Annotated in this window: 23 protein-coding genes; 9 read left to right on the forward strand and 14 right to left on the reverse strand. The window is 66.5% G+C overall.

The genetic code is table 11. The features are described from left to right. Positions 1 to 30: 30 nt before the first annotated feature. Positions 31 to 1,059, forward strand: coding sequence for an aspartate-semialdehyde dehydrogenase (locus tag F1C10_RS03610; RefSeq protein WP_085809563.1), 1,029 nt, complete (start codon positions 31 to 33; stop codon positions 1,057 to 1,059). A gap of 53 nt (positions 1,060 to 1,112) precedes the next feature. Here the strand turns inward: F1C10_RS03610 and F1C10_RS03615 are convergent, their stop codons facing one another. The 3 genes from F1C10_RS03615 to F1C10_RS03625 are packed head-to-tail and all read right to left on the reverse strand — an operon-like array spanning position 1,113 to position 4,213. Continuing rightward, positions 1,113 to 2,693 carry a DHA2 family efflux MFS transporter permease subunit gene (locus tag F1C10_RS03615; RefSeq protein ID WP_185208885.1) on the reverse strand — a complete coding sequence of 527 codons (1,581 nt, stop codon included), beginning with the start codon at positions 2,691 to 2,693 and terminating at the stop codon, positions 1,113 to 1,115. 1 nt (position 2,694) lies between these two features. Further along, positions 2,695 to 3,774, reverse strand: coding sequence for an HlyD family secretion protein (locus tag F1C10_RS03620; protein ID WP_185208887.1), 1,080 nt, complete (start codon positions 3,772 to 3,774; stop codon positions 2,695 to 2,697). After that, positions 3,767 to 4,213 (reverse strand): MarR family winged helix-turn-helix transcriptional regulator, encoded by a 447-nt coding sequence (locus F1C10_RS03625; RefSeq protein WP_185208889.1) that lies wholly within the window; start codon positions 4,211 to 4,213, stop codon positions 3,767 to 3,769. Before F1C10_RS03625 ends, F1C10_RS03620 begins: the two co-directional genes overlap by 8 nt. A 510-nt stretch (positions 4,214 to 4,723) precedes the next feature. Here F1C10_RS03625 and F1C10_RS03635 point away from each other — a divergent pair. Continuing rightward, positions 4,724 to 5,485 (forward strand): alpha/beta fold hydrolase, encoded by a 762-nt coding sequence (locus F1C10_RS03635; protein ID WP_258043043.1) that lies wholly within the window; start codon positions 4,724 to 4,726, stop codon positions 5,483 to 5,485. A gap of 54 nt (positions 5,486 to 5,539) precedes the next feature. Beyond that, positions 5,540 to 7,405, forward strand: a complete 1,866-nt coding sequence (locus F1C10_RS03640) for a M2 family metallopeptidase (protein WP_185208893.1) — start codon at positions 5,540 to 5,542, stop codon at positions 7,403 to 7,405. A 67-nt stretch (positions 7,406 to 7,472) separates the two neighbouring features. Here the strand turns inward: F1C10_RS03640 and F1C10_RS03645 are convergent, their stop codons facing one another. From F1C10_RS03645 to F1C10_RS03660, 4 genes are all read right to left on the reverse strand, one after another. Continuing rightward, complete coding sequence (locus F1C10_RS03645) at positions 7,473 to 7,997, reverse strand: hypothetical protein (protein WP_185208895.1); 525 nt, start codon at positions 7,995 to 7,997, stop codon at positions 7,473 to 7,475. A gap of 109 nt (positions 7,998 to 8,106) precedes the next feature. Beyond that, the gene (locus tag F1C10_RS03650; protein WP_185208897.1) at positions 8,107 to 9,537 is read right to left on the reverse strand and encodes an AMP nucleosidase; all 1,431 of its coding nucleotides are present in this window, start codon (positions 9,535 to 9,537) and stop codon (positions 8,107 to 8,109) included. Between the two features lie 86 nt (positions 9,538 to 9,623). Further along, entirely contained in the window at positions 9,624 to 9,884 is a 261-nt protein-coding gene (locus tag F1C10_RS03655; protein ID WP_185208898.1) for a hypothetical protein, read from the reverse strand. A gap of 44 nt (positions 9,885 to 9,928) precedes the next feature. After that, positions 9,929 to 10,408, reverse strand: coding sequence for a peroxiredoxin (locus tag F1C10_RS03660; protein WP_185208900.1), 480 nt, complete (start codon positions 10,406 to 10,408; stop codon positions 9,929 to 9,931). A 106-nt stretch (positions 10,409 to 10,514) separates the two neighbouring features. On the opposite strand from F1C10_RS03660, the gene F1C10_RS03665 reads away from it, so the two are divergent. Together F1C10_RS03665 and F1C10_RS03670 are read left to right on the forward strand one after the other, a co-directional pair. Continuing rightward, positions 10,515 to 11,075, forward strand: coding sequence for a YqgE/AlgH family protein (locus F1C10_RS03665; RefSeq protein WP_185208902.1), 561 nt, complete (start codon positions 10,515 to 10,517; stop codon positions 11,073 to 11,075). Between the two features lie 144 nt (positions 11,076 to 11,219). Then, positions 11,220 to 11,570 carry a tetratricopeptide repeat protein gene (locus F1C10_RS03670; protein ID WP_185208904.1) on the forward strand — a complete coding sequence of 117 codons (351 nt, stop codon included), beginning with the start codon at positions 11,220 to 11,222 and terminating at the stop codon, positions 11,568 to 11,570. A 44-nt stretch (positions 11,571 to 11,614) separates the two neighbouring features. Here the strand turns inward: F1C10_RS03670 and dcd are convergent, their stop codons facing one another. The 6 genes from dcd to F1C10_RS03700 all read right to left on the reverse strand — a co-directional run bounded on the left by dcd (position 11,615) and on the right by F1C10_RS03700 (position 17,415). Next, positions 11,615 to 12,169 carry a dCTP deaminase gene (gene dcd, locus F1C10_RS03675; protein WP_185208906.1) on the reverse strand — a complete coding sequence of 185 codons (555 nt, stop codon included), beginning with the start codon at positions 12,167 to 12,169 and terminating at the stop codon, positions 11,615 to 11,617. Positions 12,170 to 12,230: 61 nt separating this feature from the next. Further along, entirely contained in the window at positions 12,231 to 13,562 is a 1,332-nt protein-coding gene (locus tag F1C10_RS03680) for an ATP-binding protein (protein ID WP_185208907.1), read from the reverse strand. After that, positions 13,559 to 14,278 carry a response regulator gene (locus F1C10_RS03685; protein ID WP_185208908.1) on the reverse strand — a complete coding sequence of 240 codons (720 nt, stop codon included), beginning with the start codon at positions 14,276 to 14,278 and terminating at the stop codon, positions 13,559 to 13,561. The genes F1C10_RS03680 and F1C10_RS03685 overlap by 4 nt, the downstream gene beginning before the upstream one ends. 78 nt (positions 14,279 to 14,356) lie before the next feature. Next, on the reverse strand, positions 14,357 to 14,977 hold the full coding sequence (locus F1C10_RS03690; RefSeq protein ID WP_185208910.1) for an EF-hand domain-containing protein: 621 nt from the start codon (positions 14,975 to 14,977) through the stop codon (positions 14,357 to 14,359). A gap of 123 nt (positions 14,978 to 15,100) precedes the next feature. After that, on the reverse strand, positions 15,101 to 15,886 hold the full coding sequence (locus F1C10_RS03695; protein ID WP_185208911.1) for a thioesterase family protein: 786 nt from the start codon (positions 15,884 to 15,886) through the stop codon (positions 15,101 to 15,103). Next, positions 15,883 to 17,415 carry a class I adenylate-forming enzyme family protein gene (locus F1C10_RS03700; protein ID WP_185208912.1) on the reverse strand — a complete coding sequence of 511 codons (1,533 nt, stop codon included), beginning with the start codon at positions 17,413 to 17,415 and terminating at the stop codon, positions 15,883 to 15,885. Before F1C10_RS03700 ends, F1C10_RS03695 begins: the two co-directional genes overlap by 4 nt. Positions 17,416 to 17,485: 70 nt before the next feature. Between F1C10_RS03700 and F1C10_RS03705 the strand changes: the two genes are divergently transcribed. Continuing rightward, positions 17,486 to 18,271, forward strand: a complete 786-nt coding sequence (locus F1C10_RS03705; RefSeq protein WP_185208913.1) for an SDR family NAD(P)-dependent oxidoreductase — start codon at positions 17,486 to 17,488, stop codon at positions 18,269 to 18,271. A gap of 31 nt (positions 18,272 to 18,302) precedes the next feature. On the opposite strand, the gene F1C10_RS03710 is transcribed toward F1C10_RS03705, so the two are convergent. Beyond that, positions 18,303 to 19,511, reverse strand: a complete 1,209-nt coding sequence (locus tag F1C10_RS03710; protein ID WP_185208914.1) for an MFS transporter — start codon at positions 19,509 to 19,511, stop codon at positions 18,303 to 18,305. Between the two features lie 124 nt (positions 19,512 to 19,635). On the opposite strand from F1C10_RS03710, the gene F1C10_RS03715 reads away from it, so the two are divergent. From F1C10_RS03715 to F1C10_RS03725, 3 genes are all read left to right on the forward strand, one after another. Further along, positions 19,636 to 20,856, forward strand: a complete 1,221-nt coding sequence (locus tag F1C10_RS03715; protein WP_185208915.1) for an acyl-CoA dehydrogenase family protein — start codon at positions 19,636 to 19,638, stop codon at positions 20,854 to 20,856. Between the two features lie 120 nt (positions 20,857 to 20,976). Then, positions 20,977 to 22,041, forward strand: coding sequence for an acyl-CoA dehydrogenase family protein (locus F1C10_RS03720; RefSeq protein ID WP_185208916.1), 1,065 nt, complete (start codon positions 20,977 to 20,979; stop codon positions 22,039 to 22,041). 171 nt (positions 22,042 to 22,212) lie between these two features. Further along, entirely contained in the window at positions 22,213 to 25,260 is a 3,048-nt protein-coding gene (locus F1C10_RS03725; RefSeq protein ID WP_185208917.1) for a TonB-dependent receptor domain-containing protein, read from the forward strand. The last annotated feature ends 73 nt before the right edge of the window (positions 25,261 to 25,333 follow it).

Raw genomic sequence — 25,333 nt, forward strand, 5'->3', positions numbered from 1 at the left:
CGCGCACGATCTGAGTGAAGGACGGGTTCGATGGGTTACCGGGTGGTGGTCGCAGGCGCGACGGGCAATGTCGGGCGAGAGATGGTCAACATCCTCGCCGATCGCGAATTTCCGGCGGACGAAATCGCGCTGCTCGCCTCGTCGCGCTCGGTCGGCGAGCAGGTCGAATATGGCGACAGCGGCAAGATGCTCAAAGTGCAGAACATCGAGCATTTCGATCCCGCCGGCTGGGACATCGCGCTGTTCGCGATCGGCAGCGAGGCGACGAAGGTCTATGCGCCCAGGTTCGCCGCGGCGGGCTGCACCGTGATCGACAATTCGTCGCTCTACCGGATGGATCCGGACGTGCCGCTGATCGTGCCCGAGGTGAATCCGGAGGCGATCGATGGCTACCGCGCGCGCAACATCATCGCCAATCCCAATTGCTCGACCGCGCAGATGGTCGTCGCGTTGAAGCCGCTGCACGATGCGGCAAAGATCACGCGCGTCGTCGTCTCGACCTATCAGTCGGTATCGGGAGCGGGCAAGCAGGGGATGGACGAGCTGTTCGAGCAGAGCCGCAACATCTTCGTCGGCGACCCGGCCGAGCCCAAGAAGTTCACCAAGCAGATCGCATTCAACGTGATCCCGCACATCGACAGCTTCCTTGAGGACGGATCGACCAAGGAAGAGTGGAAGATGGTGGTCGAGACGAAGAAGATCCTCGATCCGAAGATCAAGGTGACGGCAACGTGCGTGCGCGTGCCGGTGTTCGTCGGCCATTCCGAGGCGATCAACATCGAGTTCGAGAACGAGCTGTCGGCGGAGGACGCGCAGAAGATCCTGCGCGAGGCGCCGGGTATCATGCTGGTCGATAAACGCGAGGACGGCGGGTACGTGACGCCGATCGAGTGCGTCGGCGAGTATGCGACCTACGTCAGCCGCGTGCGCGACGATTCCACCGTCGACAACGGCATCGCTCTGTGGTGCGTCAGCGACAATCTGCGCAAGGGCGCGGCGCTCAACGCGGTGCAGATCGCCGAGCTGCTGGGGCGGCGGCATCTGCAGAAGGGCGACTGACACTCGAGGGGAATAGGGCGGGGTGCGGTGCCGCAGCGGCGGCGGCACCCGCGCTACTCGCTATGGACGACCTCGACCTTGCCCTTGGGCTTCTGGAGCAGGAGCACTAGCGGCACCGCGGCGAACGAGATCCAGCTCATCAGGTAGAAATCGTCGAGATAAGCGATCATCGCCGCCTGCTTGTTGACCATCCCATCGGCGAACGAGACCGCCGCGTCGGCAAGTGAGCCGAACCGGTCGAGCTGGCCTAGGTCGAGACCTGCGACGACGTTGCGCGTCACGTGCTGCGACAGATCGGCGTGGCTCGTCTGGATGTTGCGCGCGAGCAGCACGGTAACCATCGAGATGCCGGCGGACTGGCCGATCGAGCGGAACAGGTTGAGCAGGCTTGCCCCGTCGGTGCGGTACTTGCCGTCGAGCGTCGCGAAGGCGAGCGCGTTGAGCGGCATGAAGACGAGCCCCATGCCGAGGCCCTGGACGAAGCCTGCCGTGACGACCGGCCAGTAATCCATCTCGAGCGAGTAGCTTGCCATCTGCCGCAGTGAGATCGCAAAGATGACGAGGCCGGTCATGATGACGAGCCGCGTATCGACCTTGCCCATCAACTGCCCGGCGAGCCACATGGTGAAAAGCACGCCGACGCCGCGCGGCGCCATCATCATCCCGGTATCGACCACCGGATAGCCGAACAAATTCTGCAGCATCGGCGGCAGCAACGCCATCGGTGCCATCGTCGAGATGCCGACGACGAGCATGAAGAACAGCCCGGTGACGAGATTGCGATTGTGGAACAGCGCCCGGTCGAACAGCGGCCGTCGCGCAGTGGCGAAGTGGACGATTGCCATCCAGGTGAAGGCGAGTGCGAGCAGCGCCTCGACGATCACCTCCCAACTGTCGAACCAGTCTTCGCTCTGCCCGCGGTCGAGCATCAGCTGGAACGCCGCGACCGCGACGCCGAGATAGACGAAGCCGGCGAGATCGAACGATCGCCGCGCCTTGGGGCGGCTCGGCAGCAGGAACCATAGGATCGCGAAGGTGAGGATGCCGACCGGCACGTTGACGTAGAACACCCAGCGCCAATTGTAGCTCTCGGTCAGCCAGCCGCCGAGCACCGGGCCCATGATCGGTCCGACCATGACGCCCATGCCCCACACGCCCATCGCCTTCGCCGCGCGCTCAGGCGGGTTGATATCGAGCATCGAGGTTTGCGAAAGCGGGTTGATGAACGCGGCGAACACCCCCTGAAAGACGCGGAACACCACCATCTCCTCGAGGCTGGTGGCGATACCGCAGAGCATCGAAGCGACGATGAAGCCGCCCACCGCGACGAGGAACAGATTGCGGCTGCCGAACCGGTCGGACAGCCAGCCGGTCGCGGGCAGCGCGATCGCGGTGGCAACGATGTAGCTCGTCAGCACCCAGGTGACGGTGTCGACGGTCGCGCTAAGGCTGGTCTGCATGTGCGGCAGCGCGACGTTGGCGATCGTGGTGTCGAGGATCTGCATGATCATCGCGCCCATGATGCCGATCGTCAGCAGCCCGCGGTTTGTGGTCGCGAGCAGTGGCTGCCCCGGCGCGGGGGCGGCTGGCGTCGCCGCGCGCGACGCGGCGGAGGGCGCGGCGGCGCTCGCCATGTCAGCGAGCCCCGGTGTCGATCTTTACGTCGGTCGACAGGCCGGCGATCAGCGGCCGCGCGGGCTTGCCCTCGATCGCGATGCGCACCGGCACGCGCTGCGTCACCTTGACCCAATTGCCGTTGGCGTTCTGCGCCGGAAGCACCGAGAATTCACTTCCCGTGCCGGCACCGATCGACTGGACGCGTCCGCGCACCGTCATGCCGGGATAGGCGTCGAGCGTGAGCTTGGCAGGCTGGCCGACGCGCATGTGATCGAGATCGGTCTCCTTGAAGTTCGCCTCGACCCACGCCGCGTCGCTAACGACAAGGCTGAGCGCCGGAACGCCCGAGGGCGTGATGTTGCCGATCTGCAGCCGGCTGGTCTGGCTGACGACGCCGTCCTTGGGCGCGCGAACGGTGGTGCGCGCGAGATCGAACGCGGCCTTCTCACGCTTCGCCAGCGCGACCTGGATTGCGGCAGGCTGACCCGTGCCGCCGCCCGAGCCGAGCTGCTGCCGCGCGCGGGCGGCTGACGCCTCGGCGGTCGCGATCTTCGCCCGCGCCGCCGCGACATCCTGAACCGCGGCGTCGAAACTGGCGCGCGTCGTGAAGCCGCGCTTCATCAGCGCGTCCTGCCGCGCATAGGTCGCCTGCGCGAGCGTCAGTTCGGCGCGCGCGCTCTGGATGTCGGCGGCGGCGCTGCCCGTGTCGGTCGCCATCGTCGCGACCTGGACCCGCGCGGTGGCGAGATCGGCGTCGGCCTGCGCGAGCGCGATGCGATAGGGCTCGGGATCGATGCGAAACAGGACGTCGCCTGCCTTTACCCGCTGGTTCTCGCGCACGTTCACCGCGACGATCCGTCCCGACACGTCGGGGCTGACCGAGACCATGTCCTGCTGCACATAGGCGTTGTCGGTCGAAATGTAGCGACCCGACGCGAGATAGAAATAACCGCCGAGTGCCGCGATCAGGATCGGTATCGCGAACATGAGCGCGAGCCGCAGCCAGCGCCGGCGCGGTGGCGACGTGGCGGGAGCGACGGGATCGAGCGTCATCGGCTTGTCCGCGACGAATTCGCGGGCGGGATCGGCATCAGCCATTGGCAGCCTCCATCGCGTCGACCGGATCGAGCAGGTTTTCGCGAATACGATTGAGCAGCATCGTCATCTCATCGACCTTCGCGGCGGGGATACCGCGAAGCGTCTGGTCGGTCAGATCGCTCGCGGTCGCGCGCAGTTCCTCGATCACGGGATGCGCCTTGGCGGTGAGGAACAACTGCCATGCGCGGCGATCGTTCGGGTCGCGGCGCCGCTCGACCAGGCCGGCATCCTGCATCCGATCGATCAGGCGGCACAACGTTATAGGCTCGACCTCGAGCAGATCGGCCAGCCCGCCCTGATTGATCCCCTCGTGCCGGCTGATGCCTAGCAGCGCCTTCCACTGCGCGCGCGTAGCGCCGTGCTGCCGCGCGCGCTCGTCGAACCTGCGCCGCAGAAGGCGCGCGGTATCGCTGAGCAAAAAGCCGAAAGTATCTGTCATGCGCCCGCATATAATAAGCACGCTTATCGATGGAAAGGTGTTTGACGTGGTGGGGCTTTGCGCGTGGCAGGCAGAACGGACAGCGGCGCTGGGCGTGGTAACGGGCGGCTGCCTATGCGGCCGCGGGCGCGACCGCCGAGGCGGCCGATGTTGACGATTACTTTTGCCGTTCCCGCATGTGTCAGTGCGCGGCCCGGAACGTTTCTAACGTGTTCAACAGCAACCAGGCCGGCGCGCCCGTCTGGGAGACCGGGCCCGATTAGTATTAGTCTTGGCCGATCACTCGGCACCCGTTCTGCGCGCAGTGCGGCACGCCGCTGGGCCTCGCGTTCCTGGCCGACGCTGAGAACGTCAGCATCACCGTCGGCAGCTTCGACGATCTGTCGCACCTCCGTCCGACGCACCACTACGCCGCGGATAACAGGTACAAAGCCTGGATCGAAACGCGAGACTTGCCACGGACGCGTCGCGACTAGAATGTGGCGGCCAACAAACGCTGGATCGAGGCCTGTGGCAGACTTCCCGACCGAAAAGCATGTGTTCGCGAGCTTCGACGGCGTCGAGCTCGCCTGGCAGGAAATGGGGGCGGGGCGCCCCGTCATCCTCATTCACGGCTATTTCTCCGACGCGGACACGAACTGGATCCGCTACGGCCATGCGGCGGCCGTGGCGGCCAAGGGCTTCCGCGTCATCATGCCCGACCTGCGCGGACATGGCGCGAGCGCCAAGCCGCACGATCCGGCGAGCTATCCGCCCGATGCGCTGGCGCGCGACGGCCACGCGCTCGTCGCGCACCTCGGGCTCGAGGATTATGATCTCGGCGGCTACTCGCTCGGCGCGCGCACGACCGCGCGGATGCTGGCGACGGGGGCAACGCCGCGCCGCATCGTCTTCTCGGGCATGGGGCTGGAGGGATTGACGATGGCGGAGCGCCGCGCCGGACATTTCCGCCACATCCTCACCAACCTTAGCAAGCACGAGCGCGGCAGCCCGGCGTGGCTGGCGGAAGCGTTCCTGAAGACGACCGGCGGTGATCCGGTCGCGCTGCTCGGCGTCATCGACACGTTCGTATCGACGCCGCCCGACGTCGTCGCCGGGTTCGACCAGCCGGCGGTGGTCGTCAACGGCGTCGACGACGACGATAACGGTTCCGCTGCGGCGCTGGCGGCGCATCTGTCCGACGCCGCGCTGGTCGAAGTGCCGGGAAACCACATGAGCGCGGTGGTCAAGCCAGAACTGGGGCAGGCGATCGCGACGTTCCTCGCGGGTTGACCGCCGATCGCGGCGGTTCCAGTGTGTCGGCATAACGCCACACCGAGGTTCTTCATGAAGCGTCACATCGTATCGGTCGCCGCGCTCGCGGCGGCACTTGCCGCGCATTCCGCGACGGCCCAGGGGCAGCAACAAGCGCAGGGGCAGGCGCAGCCGCCCGAAGCGACTCGCGCCGCCGCGCCTGTCACCGCGGCGCAGGCCGACGCCTTCGTCGCCGCGGCGGAGAAGGAATTCGCCGACACCAGCGTCGAGCTCGCGCAGATCAGCTGGGTCAACGCGACCTACATCACCGACGATACCGACGCGCTCGCCGCCAAGGCCGGCGGGCGCTTCACCGAACGACAGGTCGCGCTGGCGACCGAAGCGGCGAAATATCGCGCGGTGCCCGGCCTGTCGGCGGATACCGAGCGCAAGCTGATGATCCTTGCCAGCGGCATCACGCTGCCCGCGCCGAACCGCCCCGGCGCGGCGGAGGAGCTGTCGACGCTGACGACGCGGATGTCCTCCGCCTATGGCAAGGGGCGCGGAACGCTCGACGGCAAGCCGATCAACGGCTCCGATATCGAGGCTGCGATGGGTGACAGCCGCGATCCCGCCAAGCTGAAGGAGATGTGGGTCAGCTGGCACGACAATGTCGGCGCGCCGATGCGCGGCGACTATGCCCGCATGGCGAAGCTTGCCAACGAGGGCGCGGTCGGACTTGGCTACAAGGACACCGGCGCGCTGTGGCGCGCAGGCTACGACATGAAGCCCGACGATTTCGCCGCACTGACCGACAAGCTGTGGGGTGAGGTGGAGCCGCTCTACAAGGCGCTGCACACCTACGTCCGCGCCAAGCTCAACGAGAAATATGGCGATGCCGTCCAGCCGAAGACGGGGCCGATCCGCGCCGATCTACTGGGCAACATGTGGGCGCAGGAATGGGGCAACATCTATGATGTGGTCGCACCAGCCGGCGCCGGCGATCTCGGCTACGACATCGGCGACCTGCTGAAGGCGAAGCAGTACGATCCGATCAAAATGGTGAAGACGGGCGAGGGCTTCTATTCCTCGCTCGGCTTCAAGCCGCTGCCCGAAACCTTCTGGCAGCGATCGCAGATCGTGAAGCCCGCCGACCGCGAGGTGATTTGCCACGCCAGCGCGTGGGACGTCGACAATGTCGACGACATCCGCATCAAGATGTGCACCAAGGTGAATGCCGACGACTTCGTGACGATCCACCACGAACTCGGCCACAATTACTATCAGCGCGCCTACAACCAGCAGCCGTTCCTCTACAAGAACGGCGCGAATGACGGTTTCCATGAAGCGATCGGCGATTTCGTCGCGCTGTCGATCACGCCCGATTATTTGGTGAAGATCAACCTGCTCGATCCCGCCAAGGTGCCGGCGGCGGACAAGGATATCGGGCTGTTGCTGCGCCAGGCGATGGACAAGGTGGCGTTCCTGCCGTTCGGCCTGCTGGTCGACAAGTGGCGCTGGCAGGTGTTCTCCGGCGCGATCCCCGAGGGGCAGATGCAGGCGGGCTGGGACAAGCTGCGCCTGCAGTACCAGGGTATCGTGCCGCCCGTTGCGCGCGACGAGACCAAGTTCGATCCCGGCGCCAAATATCACGTGCCGGCGTCGACACCCTACACGCGATACTTCCTTGCACGGCTGCTGCAGTTCCAGTTCTACGAAGCGGCGTGCCGGCAGGCAGGCTGGAAGGGGCCGCTCCACCGCTGCTCGTTCTACGGCAACAAGGCGGTGGGCGCGAAGCTCGACGCGATGCTCAAGATGGGCCAGTCGAAGCCATGGCCAGACGCGTTGCAGGCATTCACCGGCTCGCGCGAGATGTCGGGCAAGTCGATGGTTGCCTATTTCGCGCCGTTGAAGGCGTGGCTCGATCAGCAGAACAAAGGTAAGCCAAGCGGCTGGTAAGCGGACACGCGAAGGGGCGCCGAACCAGCGCCGGCGCCCCTTGGACCATCGGTAAACGTATCGCCGCTCACTCCGGGATCGTGTTCTCGTCGGCGATTCCGGCGTTGAACGACTTGGTGGCGTCGGTGCCGTCGGGCGTGTGGGCCTGACCGGCGGTGTTATCAACAGGCTTGGCTTTGTCGCCATTCTTACCCGCGGTGGACGATCGCGGGGTCGAACCGCGCAGCGACAGGAGCGCCGCCGTCGCCGCCGCGCCCACTGCTGCTAGCCCACCGGCGATCGCCGCCTTGTTTTTCCAGCCGGCGCCCTTCTCGGGAGTGGCAGCCGCTTTCGGGCGGCTCGGGCGCTTGGGGGCGGGGGTTGCGCGCTTGCTCGACCGGGGCTTGGGCGGCGCCACAGCGGTCTTCTTGGTCGTCGATGCCGTACCGGACGCGGCGGCTGCGGCGGGCTTGCGGCGCGATTTCGGCGCGCTGGCCGAAGGCGTGCCGGCAGACGATGCCGTAGCGGACTTCGCCGGGCTCGTCTTGCGCGGCGCGCGGCGGGCACGCGGCTTGGGCGTGTCCGCGGGCGGTGTATCTTCGGTATCGGCCATCACTTGCTCCCCTTTTCGAGCTTCGTCGGCGGGGTAACGCAACGGCACGGCGAAACGTTTCCTCCGGCGCGTGCGCAGGAACCATCCGCGCCCGCGCCGCAAGGCCCGATCAGCGGAACGGCGGCTCGTTGAACGCGCGCAGCTTGCGGCTGTGCAGCTTGGCGCCCTCGCGCCGCAGCTCCTCGCAGGCCTGGATACCGATCCGCATATGTTCGGAAATCGCGCGCTCGTAGAAACGGTTCGCCTGACCGGGCAGCTTGAGTTCACCGTGGAGCGGCTTGTCCGAGACGCACAAGAGCGTGCCGTAGGGCACGCGGAAGCGGAAGCCCTGCGCCGCGATCGTTGCCGATTCCATGTCGATCCCGACCGCGCGGCTGAGCGAGAAACGCAGCGCCGAGCGGCTGTAGCGCAATTCCCAATTGCGATCGTCGGTGGTGACGATCGTGCCGGTACGCAGCCGGCGCTTGAGCTCGTCGCCCGATTGGCCGCTGACCGCCTCCGCCGCGCGCGCCAACGCCTGCTGCACCTCGGCGATCGCGGGCACGGGAATTTCGGGCGGCAGCATGTCGTCGAGCACGTGATCGTCGCGCAGATAGGCGTGCGCGAGGACGTAGTCGCCGATCCGCTGCGAGGGGCGCAGCCCGCCACAGTGGCCGATCATCATCCACGCGTCCGGCCGGGTGACCGCGAGGTGATCGGTGATCGTCTTGGCGTTCGACGGGCCGACGCCGATGTTGACCAGCGTGATTCCCGTGCGATCGGGCGCCATCAAATGGTAGGCGGGCATCTGCAATCGGCGCCATGCGGTATCGTCCAGAATCGCGGGATCGTCGCCCGGCTGGAACAGCACACCGCCCGGGCCCGACAGCGCGGTGAATCGGCTGCCCTCGTTGACCTGCGCCGCTGCCCAGCGGACGAACTCGTCGACGTAGCGGTGATAGTTGGTGAACAGCACGTAGCGCTGGACGTGCTCCGGCGGCGTGCCGGTATAGTGACGCAGCCGCGCAAGGCTGAAATCGGTCCGTAACCCATCGAACAGCGCAAGCGGACGTGTGCCGTCGATCGAGGCCCAAAGCCCGTCGGCAATCTCGTCACCAATATGCGCGAGCTCGGTCGCGGGGAAGTAGCGGGCGAGTTGTGCCGCCGATACTTCGTCTAGGCTGAGCGCGTGGCCGGCGTCGAGCACGTAGGGGAAGGGGATCTCGGTCGCGCTCGGCGCGGCGGTAACGGTGACGTCGTAATCCTCGATCAGCAGTTCGAGCTGCTCGATCAGATAATCGGCGAACAGCCCCGGCTTGGTGACCGAGATGCGATATTCGCCCTGCGTCACCAGTCGGCCGAACGAGCGAAGCGGGGTCGGCCGCTCGTCGCTGCCGCGGAAGCTGAGCCGGATTTCAGGGTAGGCGAACGAGCCGTCGCGGCGCATCTCGGCTGGCGGCGGGGTGCCGGTGGTGAGGTAGGTGTCCAGCGCGGCCTGAAGGCGCGACACGGCGCCGGTATACAGCCGATCGAGTTCGGCAACGATGTCCTGTGCAGTCATCGCGGATGGTTAGGTCGCGTCGAAGACGCTGGCAAGACGCCGCTTCGCGCGCAACGGCGAAGCGGCGTCTGACTCTATCCGGAGCGTTACTGCGCCGACTTGGGCTTGCTGCCGGGGCCGTCGTCGACCGAATCGCTGAGCTTCGTCGCGGCGTAGGCGGCACCGCCAACGGCGGCGGCGACACCCGCGACGATCCCGGCGGCGGCATAGGGGTGGTCCTTAGCCGCCTCGACCGTCGATGACGCAGCGGCGGCGACCTTCTCGCCGGCACTGCTTGCCGCCTCGCGTGCACGCTCGGTCAACGATGCGGCGTCGTTCGCGCCACTGATTTTCTGCGCGTTGGTCATGACTAAACTCCTTGCGTTACCGTCACGACCAACGCGCTCTTTCGTCAGAGGTTGCCGAGCAGGTGGTCGGCGGAGCTGACCTTGAACTCGCCGGGTGCCTCGACGTTGAGCTGCTCGACGACCCCGTCGTTGACGATCATCGAGTAACGCTGGCTGCGCTTGCCCATGCCGAACTTCGACCCGTCCATCGTCAGCCCAAGCTGTTCCGCAAAATCGCCGTTGCCGTCCGCCAGCATGGTGATGTCGCCCGCGTTGCTCGACTTCGACCAGGCGCCGAGCACGAACGGATCGTTGACCGAGGTGCACGCGATCTCGTCGATGCCCTTCGCCTTCAGATCCCCGCCCTTCTCGACAAAGCCGGGAAGATGCTTGGCCGAGCAGGTCGGCGTGAACGCGCCCGGCACCGCGAAGAGCGCGATGCGGCGGCCGGCGAAATACTCTTCCGAATCGATCGCCTCCGGACCGTTCTCGGTCGCCCTGACCAGGGTTGCCTTGGGCAGCTTGTCGCCGACGTTGATCGTCATATCGAAATCTCCTGAAGCACGCGAAGGTGCGGCGGCGGGTACGTCGCAAGGCTGGCGGGCGTTTTCAAGCGTGGCGAGCGTGCACAGAGCAACCTAGATGGAAGCAATGGAGACCGCGACCTTTCTTACCGGCCAGTTCCTTCTCGCGATGCCCGGCATCTGGGACCCGCGTTTTGCGCAGGCGGTGATCGCAATGTGCGCGCACGACGAGCAGGGTGCGCTCGGCATCGGCATCGGCGTGGAGATTGCCGGACTCGGGCTGCACGACGTGCTGAAGCAGGTCGATATAACGCCGGGCGATGTGCCGAATGCGCCGATCCACTTCGGTGGCCCGGTCGAGACGCGGCGCGGCTTCGTACTTCACAGTCGCGACTGGGCGGGGCAGGATACGATCGACGTTGCTGGCAAATGGTCGCTGTCGGGTACGCTCGACGTGCTGCGGGCGATCGCGGACGGCAAGGGACCGGCGCGCTGGCTGGTTGCGCTTGGCTACGCCGGCTGGGGTGCCGGACAGCTCGACGCTGAGATGACGCGGCATGGCTGGCTCAACGTCGACGACGACGAGGGTATGCTGTTCGACAGCGCGGCCGATGGCCGGTGGACGCGTGGCTTCGCGTGCGCCGGCATCGACCCGCGGCTGCTGGGCTCGGAAAGCGGACACGCCTGAGCGTCAGTGTACTCAATGAAGGCCGGTTGTTCCCTCGCGCATCCCGCGTGACGATCGCTCTTGCGCGTCTGTCTTTAAAATGACACACTCCCGTCACAAAGCTGAAACCTCGGCGTCACGAGGTTGTCATGCGGGAGATGTGGCATGCGCAAAATGGCACTGGCAGGGACGATCATTTCGGCAGCGGTCACAGCGCCGGCGGTCGCTGCGGATCGGGCGGCGTATCAGGCGATCGCGGCCGGCGATTACGCGACGGCCGAGCAGGCGCTGACGACCGAGCGGCGGATTTTCCCGCGTCGGCCCGAACTGATGATCAACCTGGCGGCGGTCTATGCGCGCACCGGTCGCTCGACCGAGGCGGCGTCGCTGTATCGTGCCGCGATCACTGCCGAGGACGTGGAGATGGCGATGCCCGACGGCGCGGTCGCTTCATCCCGCGCGGTCGCGCAGCGCGGGCTCGATCGTCTCGGCGGCGTGGCGCTCGCCGGGCGCTAACTGGGGATCAGTGCGCGCGGCTTCTGCCGCCGCACCCCCGGGCATTACAGGCGCGGCAACGTGACGCCGCGCTGACCCATGTATTTGCCCGCACGATCCGCGTAGCTCACTTCGCACGGCTCGTCCCCTTGCAGGAACAGGAACTGGCACGCGCCCTCATTGGCGTAGATCTTGGCCGGTAGCGGCGTAGTGTTTGAGAATTCCAGCGTCACATGGCCCTCCCAGCCCGGCTCCAAGGGCGTGACGTTCACGATGATGCCGCAGCGCGCATAGGTCGATTTGCCGAGGCAAATGACCAGCACGTCGCGCGGTACGCGAAAATATTCGACCGTGCGCGCGAGCGCGAAGCTGTTGGGCGGGATGATGCACACGTCGGTCTTGCGGTCGACGAAGCTGTTGGCGGCGAAATCCTTGGGGTCGACCGTTGCCGAATCGACGTTGGTGAAGATCTTGAACTCGTCGGCGACGCGCGCATCATAGCCGTAGGAGCTGAGCCCGTAGCTGATGCAGCCGTCGCGCCGCTGCGCCTCCACGAACGGCTCAATCATGCCGTTGGCGAGCGCCTGCGCGCGGATCCAGCGATCGGATTGGACGGACATGGTGGCGGCCCCTTTCTTGGCCGCTCTTCGCCGCCCGCCGGGTGCTTGGCAAGTCGCGCCGTCAGCCGGCGGCCTCGCGCCGAGGCAATGCGATCGTCGCGGCAAGCCCGCCGCCTTCACGGTTGGCCAGCGTCACCTCGCCGCCGGCATCGTGCACGATCGCCTGTGCGAGCGCGAGGCCGAGGCCGATCCCGCCGGTATCGCGGTTGCGCGACCCCTCAAGCCTGGTGAACGGATCGAACACCGCGGCGAGCTTGTCGATCGGAATGCCGGGGCCGCGATCGGCGATGCAGACGACGACGCGGGGGCCCTCGTCGTGCACCGACACCTCGACCGCACCAGCGTACTTGACCGCATTCTCGATCAGGTTGCGTACGGCCCGCCGGAACAGCGTCGGCCGCAATCGCATACGAAGCCGCGGCGACTCGTCGAATGAGACAGCGGCGCCGAGATCGCGAAAGTCGTCGACCACGGCGTCCACCAACGCGGCAAGATCGACCTCGGTCACCGCCTCGCTCGGCCGGCCGAGTCGCGCCAGTGAGAGGATATCGTCGAGCGTGCGGCTCATCTCCGCAATCGTATCGGCCATGCGGGCGCGATCGTCCTCGTCGTCGACCGATTCGATGCGGACGCGCAATGCGGCAAGCGGAGTGCGCAGATCGTGCCCGATCGCGCCGAGCATCCGGTCCTTCTCGTCGAGCATCGCCGTCATACGCTGGGTAAGCGCATTGAACGCGACGATCAGGTCGCGAACGTCGCCCGGCCCTTCGACGGTGAGCTGCGGCGGCGTCGTACGCGGTGTAAACTCGCGCGCCGCGGTAGCGAGCGCGCGCATCGGGCGCGATATGCGGCGCGCAATCCACAGGACAGGCAAGAGGATCAGCGCGTAGATGATCAGCGTCTGCCCGAGCAACGCCCAGAAAAGGCGCTGGTCGCCGCGCGGCCACGGCGCGTTGGTGACGATCCAGCCGTCGGCGCGCTCGACCGCGATCATCAGCGTATCGCCGTTGCGCATACGACGGCCGGGGCGGCGGGGCCGTGGGCGGTCCTCTAGTGGCCGGACGCCGGTATCGATCCGCCGCGCGGTGACACCGAGTTCGGTTAGCTGGCGCCGCAGTTCATCGGCGACTTCCGGGTGCCGTTCGAGCGTCGCGGGGATCGGGTTGGCGGCGCGACGACGTACCCGCCCGCGATCGGGCGCAAGCGGGCGATCGCCGGCGCGCTCGATCGCGTCGGCGATCCTGATTGCGGCGGGCCGCGTCGCCTGGGCGAGCCGGAAGTCGGCGCGGTCGCGCAACACCAGTGCGAGGTTGATCGCCTGCGCGGCAAATAGCGCGAGCGCGAGCAGAAGCGCGAGCTGCCCCGACAGGTTGCGGGGGAAGGGCACCCTCACAACCGCGTGACTTCGGCCGCCAGCGTGTAGCCGCCGCCCCACACCGTCTTGATGAGCTGCGGGTTCTTGACGTCGGGCTCGATCTTCTTGCGCAGCCGGCTGACTTGATTGTCGATCGCGCGATCGAACGCCGCCGCTTCGCGCCCCTGCGTCAGATCGAGCAACTGATCGCGGGTGAGCACCTGCCGCGGGCGCCTGACGAGCGCGTGGAGCAGATTATATTCGCCCGTCGACAGCGGCACCGCGACGCCCTCGCGATCGACCAGCGTGCGCTCGCCGCTCTTCAGGACCCAGCCAGCAAAGGTATAGGCGCCGCCCTCCGGCGCGTGCTGCCGGGTACCTCCGGCCTGGACGCGCCGCAGCACGACCTTGATTCGCGCCGCGAGCTCGCGCGGCGAGAAGGGCTTCACGACGTAATCGTCGGCACCCATCTCCAACCCGACGATGCGATCGGTCTCTTCCGTCCGTGCGGTAAGAAGAATGACGGGCACTTCGCTCGTTTCACGGATGTGACGGCACAGGCTGAGCCCGTCCTCGCCCGGCATCATGATGTCGAGCACGACGAGATCGATGGCATAAGCGCCGAGCCGCGTGCGCGCCGCTTCGGCATCGCCGACCTGCGTGACGCGGAAGCCCTGCTTGGTAAGATATTGTGCCAGCGGCTCGCGGATCGAACGCTCGTCGTCGACGAGCAGCAGATGGGGCACATCGGTCATGGGATCGACGTCTAGCATGTCGCTTTTCCGCAGGAAGCACCGGGCGGCGCGAATGGCCGCCCGGTACGGTATGGCTTGTCAGAGCCCGGTGTCGGCCGCCGCCGGGTCCGCGCCGCGACGCTGCTTCATGCGGTCGGTGATCGCGCCACGTTCGGTCTGGTCGATGCGTCCGTCGCGGTTAGTGTCGATCCGGTCGAACATCGTCTGCGTCGCTGACACAGCCTCGGCCTTGGTGATGACGCCGTCGCGGTTCGCATCCGCCATCATTAGCATGTGGCCACCGCCGCCGCGCATTGCTGGCCCGCCGCGCCGGCCGCCCTCGGCCATGCGCTTGCCGCCACGGCCGTGAAGGCCGGCGCGCTCGCTCTGTTCGATCCGGCCGTCCTTGTTGGCGTCGGCGCGATCGAAGCGCGCGACCATGCGCTGGCGCAGCTGATCACGCGTTACGTCACCGCCGCGCATATTGGGTCGCTCAGCGGCAGAGACGGTGCCGTCACGATTTTTGTCGAGTGCCGCGAAACGGGCGTCGGCCGCCTGGACGACCTCGGCGCGAGTAATGACGCCGTTCCTGTCCAGATCGAGCGCCGCGCTGCCGCGCTGGGGGCGATCCGCCGCAGCGGGTTGAGGTTGCGGCTGCGCGGCGGCGATGCCGGCGAGCGTGGTGCCGGCGAGCGCCACAGCGAGCAGAAAGCGATTCATGGACTGATCCTTCCGTGGTGGCGGGATGATCCCCACCGTCACGTCCGCTTTTCTACGCCCGATGTCGCGATATTGTGCCGTCCCGGCAGCAAAGTGTCGCAAATTGTCTTCGGATCGCTCCGCCTACGCGAACACGGCAACCGACTGCATCTGCTCCGCCACCATCTCGCCGCGACTGTTCCAGATCCCCATCAGCTGCGACGAGCTGCCGGCGCGCGCGTAATCCGCGTTCGATCGCAACAGCCACCAACCGTCCTCGGTGGACGGCGTCGGACCGAGGACGTTGAGGATCCAGGTGAGTGAGCTCATAGGTACGTTGCGACCGATTAGGCGCAGCGCCGCGGGGGGCAGGCAGTCGCCCACCGCCATCAGCTCGACGATCGGATCGAGCCCCTCGCGTTCGTTGAGGCGGGTCCAGCGCAGCCATTCGGCTGGTTGCAGATCGGGTCCGTCACGGCGATCGAGGAACTCGAAATTCTGGGTGAACGCGACGTGCGGATTGCCCTTGAACGTCTTCTCGCCGGGCTGCGGCTGCGCGAAGTCGGGCACCGACGTCACCGCATAATCCAACTCGCTCTCGATCGCGCGCATGAACACGAAGGTACAGCGCAGCCCGAGTCCAGCCTCGCTCTCGATGTCGGCCTGGATGAAGGCGGCGTTCTTGCCGCGGCGCAGGCGATGCGCGGTGACGAGGATCGGCCCGGCGAGCGGGCCGATGAAGCTGACCTGCGCCGAACGCAGCGGCGGCAGATCGGTGTCCGACTGCATCGCGCAGTGCAGCGCGATCGCGGCGGACAGCCCGCCATAGCCAGTGCGGCCCTGCAGCCACCCATCGGGGATCGTGCCGCGCCATCCCGGACCGTCGCCGAGCGGCTCGAGACCGTCGAGAATTTCCTTGAGGCTGGTCATGCAAATTCCCCCGCGGCGATGCGATCGCGCAACTCGCGCTTCAATACCTTGCCGATCGCGCTGCGCGGCAATTCGTCGGCGACGTAGAGTTTCGACAGGCGCTGCGTCTTGCCGAGCTTGGCGTTGACCGCGCCGCGCACTTCCTCCGCCGTTTCGGACGCGCCCGTGCACGGGACGTAGAAGCCGACCGGCGTCTCGCCCCATTCGTCGCTCGGCACACCGACAACGGTGCAGTCGGCGACGGCGGGATGCTGCGCGAGTATCGCCTCAAGATCGGACGGGTAGATGTTGAACCCGCCCGAAATGATCATGTCCTTCTTGCGATCCATCAGGATCAGAAAGCCGTCCTCGTCGATCCGGCCGACGTCGCCGTGGCGGATGTAGCGGTTGCCCTCGGCATCGTAATATTCGGCATCGCGCGTCGCCGCCTCACGTCCGTGATAGCCCGTCATCATCGTCGGCGAGCGACCGACGATCTCGCCCATCTCGCCCGGCGCGACCTCCTGGCCGTCCTCGTCGATCAGGATCGTCTGGTGACCGGGCGACAGCTTGCCGACGGTGTGGAGCTTGTCGGGAAACTCATCCGCGACGAGGATGAACGACGCGCCGCCCTCGGTCATGCCGTAATATTCGACGAGCTTGCCCGGCCAGCGATCGAGGATGTCGCGCTTCAGTGCTGCCTTGAACGGCGCAGAGGTGCACGTCTTGAAGCGGAATGCCGAGAGGTCGAAGCTGTCGAACTCGGGTAGCGCCATGATGCGCTGGTATTGCACCGGCACGAGCATCGTGTGGGTGGCGCGATATTTCTCGGCGAGCGCGAGATAGGTGCGCGCGTCGAACTTCTTCATGAGGACGACGGTGCCGCCCCAAGCAAGCGTCGGCAGGAAACTGACGAGCGTGGTGTTAGAGTACAGGGGCGTAGCGAGCAGCGTGACGGCGGTATCGAAGCCCGCGCCGGTGTTGCGCGACAGATGCTGCCAGCGCATCGCATGGCTCTGCACGATCCCCTTTGGGATGCCGGTGGTGCCCGACGAATAGATGATGTTGAAGCCGTGCTCGGGGGCGATCTCAACCTGCTTCGGCATCGCTCCAGCGGGCTCGAACCAGTCATCGAGCACCTCGAGCATCACGACGCGTGCCGCCAGTTGTTCGCCCTCGAGCGCTGCGGCGTTGGCGGCGTCGAGGAAGACGAGGTTCGCGCCGCTGTCGCCGATCATCCCGGCGATCTGATCGGGCGTGGCGGACGGCTGGATCGGCGCAGCGATCGATCCGGCGCGTAATGCAGCGAGGAAGATCACCGCCTGCGCGACGCTGGGGTAGCTCGCCATCGCTACCGCCTGCTGCGGATTTGTATTGTCGCGCTGGAGCGCGGCGGCGGCGCGGTCCATCAGGGTGTCGAGTTCGCGGTATGTGACTTGCGCGTCGCCATCGGCGATCGCGATCTTGTCCGGCTGGACGGCGGCGTGGTGGCGGATCAGATCGGGCAGGGTCCCGAACGGTTCCGCGAGCAACTCGTCAATGCGCTTCATGAACCATGTCGCTAGCGGCCCGGTCCGGCAAATGCCATACGCGACCTTCGAAAATTTAAGGAGCGTCAAAATGGACGGAGGGGTTGCGATCGTCACCGGCGGCGGGACGGGGATCGGCGCTGCCGTGGTGCGGCGGCTGGCGGCGCGCGGGGTGCGATCGGTGATCAACTACGCGCACAGCCGCGACGAGGCCGAGGCGCTGGCGGCGGAGGTCGGCAACGGCTCGATCGCGGTGCGCGCGGACATCGCGGACGATGCGGCGTGCCGCACGCTGGTAACCGCGGCGACCGACGCGTTCGGGCGGCTCGACTTCCTCGTCAACAATGCCGGGCGCACCAAGCATGTCGCGCACGAGGATCTCGACGGGCTCGAGGCGGACGACTTTCTCGATATCTATCGCCTGAACACCGTTGCCGCCTTTCAGATGGTCCGTGCGGCCGCGCCGGCGATGCGCGCGGGGCAGATGAGCGCGGTCGTCAACGTCGCCTCGATCGCGGGGCTGCACGGCGTCGGCTCGTCGATCGCCTATGCCGCGTCGAAGGGCGCGCTGATCACGATGACGCAGAGCCTGGCGCGCGTGCTGTCGCCTGCGATCCGCGTTAACGCCGTCGCGCCCGGCTATGTCGGCACTGGCTGGTTCGAGAAGGCGCTTGGCGCGGAGGGCAAGCTGAAGCTCGACGCGAACGTTGCCAAGCGGACGCCGATGGCGATGGCGCCGCAGGCGGAGGATATCGCCGGGCCGATCGAGATGCTGCTCGACCCCGCCGCGCGCGCGATCACCGGCGAGACGTGGCGCGTCGACGCCGGCTTCCACCTTGATACCGGGGGCAGCCGGCGGCCGGGGCGCGAGGGCTAGCGGCGATCGGTCGACAGGCGAGTGTGCGCCGTCACGCAAGCTGTCCGCGGCGCAGGACGACGCCGAACAGGAAGATCGCGAAGGTGACGACGCATAGCACGGCGGCGAGGAGGAAGCCGCCGCCGCCGAACGATCGCTCCGCGCCATAGGCGAGCGCCTGCGTCATCGCCAGCGGGCCGACGATCGCCGCGATGCTCGCCAAGCTGGCCATGCCGCCCTGCAGCGCGCCCTGGTTCGACGCATCGACGCGCGCGGAGAGAATCGCGTTGATCGACGGGAAGACGAGGCCGGTGAGCGCGCCCGCCGCGATCAGCGCGTAGATCTGCCATCCCTCGCGCGCGACGCTGTAGCCGCCGAAGACGATCGCGCCGGCGGCGAGCCCGATCAGCACGGTGCGCTCCTCGCCAAAGCGCCGGATCGCCTGGCCGGTAAGGAAGATCTGCGCGAGCATCATCGAAACCCCCGACGCGGCGAGCGACCAGCCGATCGCCCGCGCGTCCCACCCCAGCGCGATCTCGGCGAAGAACGACCAGGTTGACGGATAAACCATGTGCGCGATCTGCCACATCACCGCGCCGGCGAGCAGCGCCTTGGCGCCCCCAGCATGCAGCAACGGAGCGAACGCACCGATTGCATTGGCGCGTCGCCAGTCGAACGCGCGGCGGTTCGCCGGCGCGAGCGTCTCGGGCATGAAGGCGAGGATGACGAGCGCGTTGACGAAAGCGAGCGTGGCGGCCGCGACGAACGGCGCGCGCGCACCGTAGTTGACGAGCAGCCCGCCGATCGCGGGGCCGATGATGAAGCCACCGCCGAACGCCGCGCCGAGCAGCCCGAAGGCCTGACCGCGCCGCTCGGGCGGCGTCACGTCGGCGATCACTGCATTCGCCGGACCGTAGGTCGCCCCCGCGACCCCCGCGATCGCGCGGCCGAGGAACAGCCAGGCAAGCGTCGGAGCCACCGCCATCAGGGCATAGTCGATACCGAAGCAGGTGAGGCTGATGAGAAGGACGCGGCGACGGCCGTACCGGTCCGACAAACTGCCGATCACCGGGCCGGCGAAGAAATGCGTCACGGCGTAGACCGCCAGCATGTAGCCGCCGATCCGCGACGCTTCCGCTAGCCCCACGTTGCCCAGCTTGACGATCAGCGAGGGCAGGACGGGCAGGACGATCCCGAACCCGACCGAATCAATCAGCATCGCGACCAGCGCGATTGGTACGGCGCGGTGATCAAATCGCATCGGCTAGTCTCCCCCTGCCACCAGCCTAGCCGATCGCCGCGATGTTGTCGCTTTGCTTCGCGCCCGGAATGTGCGATGGCGCGGCCATACCCGATCTTCAGAATCGGTTTCGGAGAAGCATTAGATGGCAACTGCCGCCGAACTCGACCGCCCGACCGACACGCTGGATGCCTTCCGCCAGGAAGCGCGCGCCTGGTTGGAAGCCAATTTCCCGCAGAGCCTGCGCGGCAAGGACAATGCGATGTCCGCCGTCGATGGCCCGACCGAAGAGACCGCCGAGCAGAAGCAATGGCGCGAGGCGATGGGTGCCAAGGGCTGGGGCGTGCCGACCTGGCCGAAGGAACATGGCGGCGGCGGGCTGAGCCGCGCCGAGGCGCGCGTTCTGGGCGAGGAGATGATGCGCATCGGCGCCTGGAACCCGATCGGCGGCATGGGCGTGATGATGTTCGGGCCGACGCTGCTCGAATATGGCAACGAGGCGCAGAAGGCGCAGCATATCCCCGGCATCGTCCGCGGCGAAGTGCGCTGGTGCCAGGGTTATTCGGAGCCCGGCGCCGGATCGGATCTTGCCTCGCTGCAGACCTTTGCCGAGGACAAGGGCGACCATTATCTCGTCAACGGCCAGAAGACGTGGACCAGCGGCGGGCAGTGGGCGGACAAGTGCTTCGCGCTGGTGCGTACCGACAAGACGCAGAAGCATGCCGGCATCAGTTTCCTGCTGATCGACATGGATGCCGAAGGCGTCGAAACGCGGCCGATCAAGCTGATCTCCGGCGCGTCGCCGTTCTGCGAAACGTTCTTCACCAACGTGAAGGTGCCGAAGGAGAACCTCGTCGGTCGCGAAGGGCAGGGCTGGGAGATCGGCACGCGCCTGTTGCAGCACGAGCGCAACTCGCTGTCCGGCGGTGGCGGCTCGCAGGGCCGGATGAACCAGGGCGAGCCAATCGTGTCGATCGCCAAGAAGTATCGCGACGTCGATGCCGACGGCAAGCTTGCCGACAGCGACCTGCGCACGCGCATCATCAAGCACGAGATGGATCAGCGCGCCTTTGCGCTGACACTGCGCCGCGCGGCGCTCGAGGCGAAGGGCAACGCGGGCCCGTCCGCAGCGACCAGCGTGATGAAGAACGTCGGCGCGCGCATCACGCAGGATCGCGCCGAGCTGGCGATCGAGATCATGGGGATGCAGGGCCTTGGCTGGGAAGGCGAGGGCTTCAGTAACGAGGAACTGGCGCAGACGCGTACGTGGCTGTGGGGCAAGGCGGTGTCGATCTACGGCGGCTCGTCCGAAGTGCAGAACAACGTGATCGCCAAGCGCATCCTGGGTATGCTCGATCACCAGTAATCCATACGAGATCAACGGTTAGGCGCGGCGCAGACACGCGTCGGAGAGGGCCGGGTCGAGGAGGGGCGCGCAACGACGCTCCTCCTCCCCGGCAAGTCCTTCGAAAAGGGGTTCGGTTACATGGCAGCGTTGAACGACGAACAGGTGATGCTCCGCGACATGGCGCGCGAGTGGGCCGATAACGAATCGCCCACCACTGCCTTTCGCAAGCTGCGCGAGGCGGCGCCCGCCAAGGGGTTCGATCCGGAAGCATGGAGCACGATCGGCCAGATGGGCTGGGCCGGCGTCGTCATCCCCGAGGAGTTCGGGGGATCGGCGTTCGGTTATCTCTCGCTCGGCCTCGTCGTCGAGCAGCTCGGTCGCAACCTGGCGGTAAGCCCGCTGTCGTCCACCGCAGTCGCCGCAACGGCGATCGCGATGGGCAGCGTCGATGGGGCGAAGAGCGAGTGGCTGCCCAAGCTCGCTTCCGGTGAGGCTGTAGCGACGCTGGCGATCGACGAAGGCCCCAACCATGACGGCAAGGTGACGACGAGCGCGTCGGGCAGCACGATGAGCGGCACCAAGAAGTTCGTCGCGGAGGGCGACGGCGCCGACGTCTTCGTCGTCTCGGCGACCGACGGGCTTTACCTCGTCGCGAAGGGCGACGGCGTCACCGTCTCTACCCGCAAGATGGCGGACAGCCGCAGCCATGCCGACGTGATCTTCGCCGATGCGCCGGCGCAGAAGCTGGGCGGCACCGACCTGACGCAGGCAATCGTCGATCGCGCGACCGCGGTGACGACGGCCGAGATGCTCGGCATGGCGGAGAGCGCGTTCGAGCAGACGCTCGACTACCTCAAGCAGCGCGTCCAGTTCGGTCAGGTACTGTCCACCTTCCAGGCGCTGCAGCACCGCATGGCGAAGATGAAGACCGAGCTCGAACTGATGCGCTCTGCGGTCGAAGGCGCGCTCGAGGCGATCGATGCCGGGCGCTCTGACGTCGATCAGGCGGTCAGCCTCGCCAAGGCGATCGCAAACGATACGCTGCGCGTTGTCAGCCGCGAGATGGTGCAGCTGCACGGCGGCGTCGGCATGACCGACGAATATGACGCCGGCCTGTACCTGAAGCGGGCAGCGACGCTTGAGACGATGTGGGGCACGGCGTCCTATCATCGCGATCGGTTCGCGAAGCTGAACGGCTACTGACGCTCGTTTCATCGGAAACGGTATGGCGGCGGACATCGGGTGATGTCCGCCGCTTTTTCCACTTGCGCCCGCAACTCGCCACGAAGTCGCTTGACGCGGCGAGAAGGCCATCGTCTATTCGAGGAACCGGTACGGCACGCATAGATGCCGATCGGCAACGGGAGAGTGATGATGGCGAAGGCGACTTTCGCCCGAGCGAGCGCGTCGGCTGCGCTTGCCTGGGCTATGGCGATCGGCACGGCACACGCGCAGATCGGTGGCGATCCCCAACCGGCACAGGCCGCCACGGATCAATCCTCCAACCCCGACATCGTTGTGACCGGTACGCTGATCCGCGGCACGCCGGAGAACCTCGCGGTGCCGGTCGACGTGATCTCCAGCGAGGAACTGTCCAAGCAGGGCGCGCCGTCGGTGGTCGACCTTCTGAAAAACCTGACAGTCGCCAACGGCACGGTTGGTGACGCAAACCAGTTCGACACCCGTGCACAGGGCTCCGAAGGCGTCGCGTCGGTCAACCTGCGCGGCCTTGGTCCGCAGCGTACGCTGGTGCTCCTCAACGGCAAGCGCATGGTGCCCTCGGGGCTCGGCATTCCGATCGTCGACGTCAACATGTTCCCGGCGGGCGCGATCGGGCGTGTCGAAATCCTGAAGGACGGTGCGGCAGCGACGTACGGATCGGACGCGATCTCGGGCGTCGTGAACTTCATCACCCGAACCGATCAGGAAGGGTTCCTGGTCTCCGGCGACTATCGTTACATCGACGGATCGAAGGGCGATTATGGCGGTGCGGCCTCGTTCGGGCACAAGCAGGACGGCTTCCGCGTCTTCGGCGCGGTCGGCTACCAGCGCCGATCCGAGCTGCGCTTCACCGATCGCGATTTCGCGGTGCAGCCTTATCAAACCAACCCGCAGGGCGCCTGGACGGGCGGCGGCAATCCCGGAAACTTCGATTTCAACGGTACCGTCGGCGGGATCAATCTGACGACCGATCTTGGTTGCGCCGGTCTCGGCGGCTTTCGCAGTGCGCCGGGTTCCAATACCGACCGCTGCTTCACCAACTTCGGACAGTTCGACAATCTGGTCGAGCCCGAGGAGCGGTTCCAAGCTTATGTCGAGACCGAATTCGACGTGACCGACAACGCCACGTTGCGTTTCACCACTCTTTATTCGTTCACCAACACGCGCGTGACGAGTTCGCCGAGTTATCTGCCGACATTGCCGCCATCGGCCAATTCGGCGTTCGGCAACGGGGCTTTGTTCATCGTGCCGGGCTACGCGCCGGCGCTGCGCGATTATTGTACGCTCTACGGCGCACAGGCGGGCTGCACGCGCAATGCCGCCGGCACGCTGGATAGCGCGGCGGGCTTGCCCGTGCTGTTCCGTCCTTTCCTGCTCGGAGGCAACCCGCTGTTCGATAACGGCAGCAACGATCGTGGATCGGCGGTGTCGCGGCGCGATACCGAGGCGCTGCGCTTTACCGCCGAAGCTAACGTCAGGCTTACCGACAATCTCGATTTTTCGACCAGCTTCACCTTCAGCGAATACAACCGCGACTATGACGGCACCGACACGTTCGGCGATCTGCTGCAGAACGCGCTTGCCGGCTTCGGCGGGCCGAGCTGCGCTTATAGCTCCACCGCGTCGCGCGCAGGGTTGAGCGCCGCGCAGCTCGCCGCTTTGGCGGGCACCAACGGTTGTACGTACTTCAACCCGTTCTCGACCGGCATCCCGCGTAACGCGGTGAGTGACGTGGCGAACCCGAACTATGCTGGAACGCGCAATCCTGCTGGGTTTAATCTTGCGCCGGGGGCGGGGCTGATCAACGATCTGTCGACGATCGATCTGTTCTTCCGCACGCCCAACACGCAGGTCCGCACGCGTCAGTTCGTCGGTGACATAGCGCTGTCCGGGCGGACCGGGCTGCGGCTGTGGGCGGACGAGGATATCGGCTTCGCCGTCGGCGCGCAGTATCGCAAGAATATTTTCCGCACGCAGCTCAACGCCGATGCGAACCTTGCGACCAATCCGTGCCCCGGCACGCCGCTCAACCCCAATGCGACGTGCAATCCGCTGACTGGCGCACTCGGCTTCCTCGGCACCAATTTCGAGCGGTTCGCGGCGGCGGATGTCTACGCGCTCTTCGCCGAGCTGCAGATCCCGATCATCGACGCGATCAACCTTCAGCTGTCTGCGCGATACGAGGATTATCGCGGCAATGTGGGATCGACCTTCGATCCGCAGGCGCGCGTGAAGATCGAGCTGACCGACTGGCTGGGCCTGCGCGGCGGCGTCGGCAGCAGCTTCCGTGGGCCGCCGCCGCAGAACCTGTCGGGTTCGGGCGTCTCGTTGCAGGTGATCGGCACCGGCTTCCGCGCGGTCGAGGTATTCGGCAACCCCAACCTCGAGCCGGAGAGCGCGACGACCTATAACGGGGGCGTCCTGATCGACAGCGGGCCGTTCAATGCCAGCCTCGATTACTGGCGCTACGACTTCAAGGGGCCGATCGAATCGGAGCCGGTGTCGGGCCTTGCCACCGCGCTATTCGGCGCCAGCGGCACCGCCAATTGCGGCAATCCGGCGTTCGCCGCACTCCAATCGCGCTTCACCTTCAACGCTGCCGGCTGCGGGATCAACAACGTCAGTCGCCTGCGGACGCAGGTATTCAACAGCGCGAACGTGAAGACATCGGGCCTCGATTTCACCGCCAGTTATCGCGGCGAGCTAGGCCCGGCGCGTATTACGGTCGGCGGCGCGGCGACCTATGTCATCGATTACAAGATCGATGACCTGAACGTGGAGAATATCCTGGTGCAGCCGGCGTTCAACGCGGTCGGCCTCCTGAACTTTCAGACGACGGCGTATCCGATCCCGCAGTGGCGCGGCAATTGGTACGTGCAGGGCGATGCGGGTCCGCACTCGCTGCGGCTGCAGTTCAACTACGTGGACGGCTACACCGATCAGCGCGGCGCCGCGATCTACGGTCCGAATCTCGGCGCGCTCGGCGGCGCGTCGGTGACGCGTGGCAAAGAGATCGGTTCTTGGCGGACGTTCGACGCCACCTATCGCCTCGCGCTCGAGAGCGGCACCACGTTCACGCTGGCGGCGGTCAACATCTTCGATCGCGATCCGCCGTTCGCACGCCTTGATCCGAACTACGACAGCTTCACTGCCTCGCCGCTCGGCTTCACGCTGAAAGCGGGCGTGTCACAGGCGTTCTGACGCAAGGGTGGGGCGGCATCGTGACGAAACGTTGCCGCCCCCTCGATGCATACTGACGATTGGGCTGGCCGCC

It is taken from the genome of Sphingomonas sp. NBWT7 (genome assembly GCF_014217605.1).
GTDB lineage: Bacteria > Pseudomonadota > Alphaproteobacteria > Sphingomonadales > Sphingomonadaceae > Sphingomonas.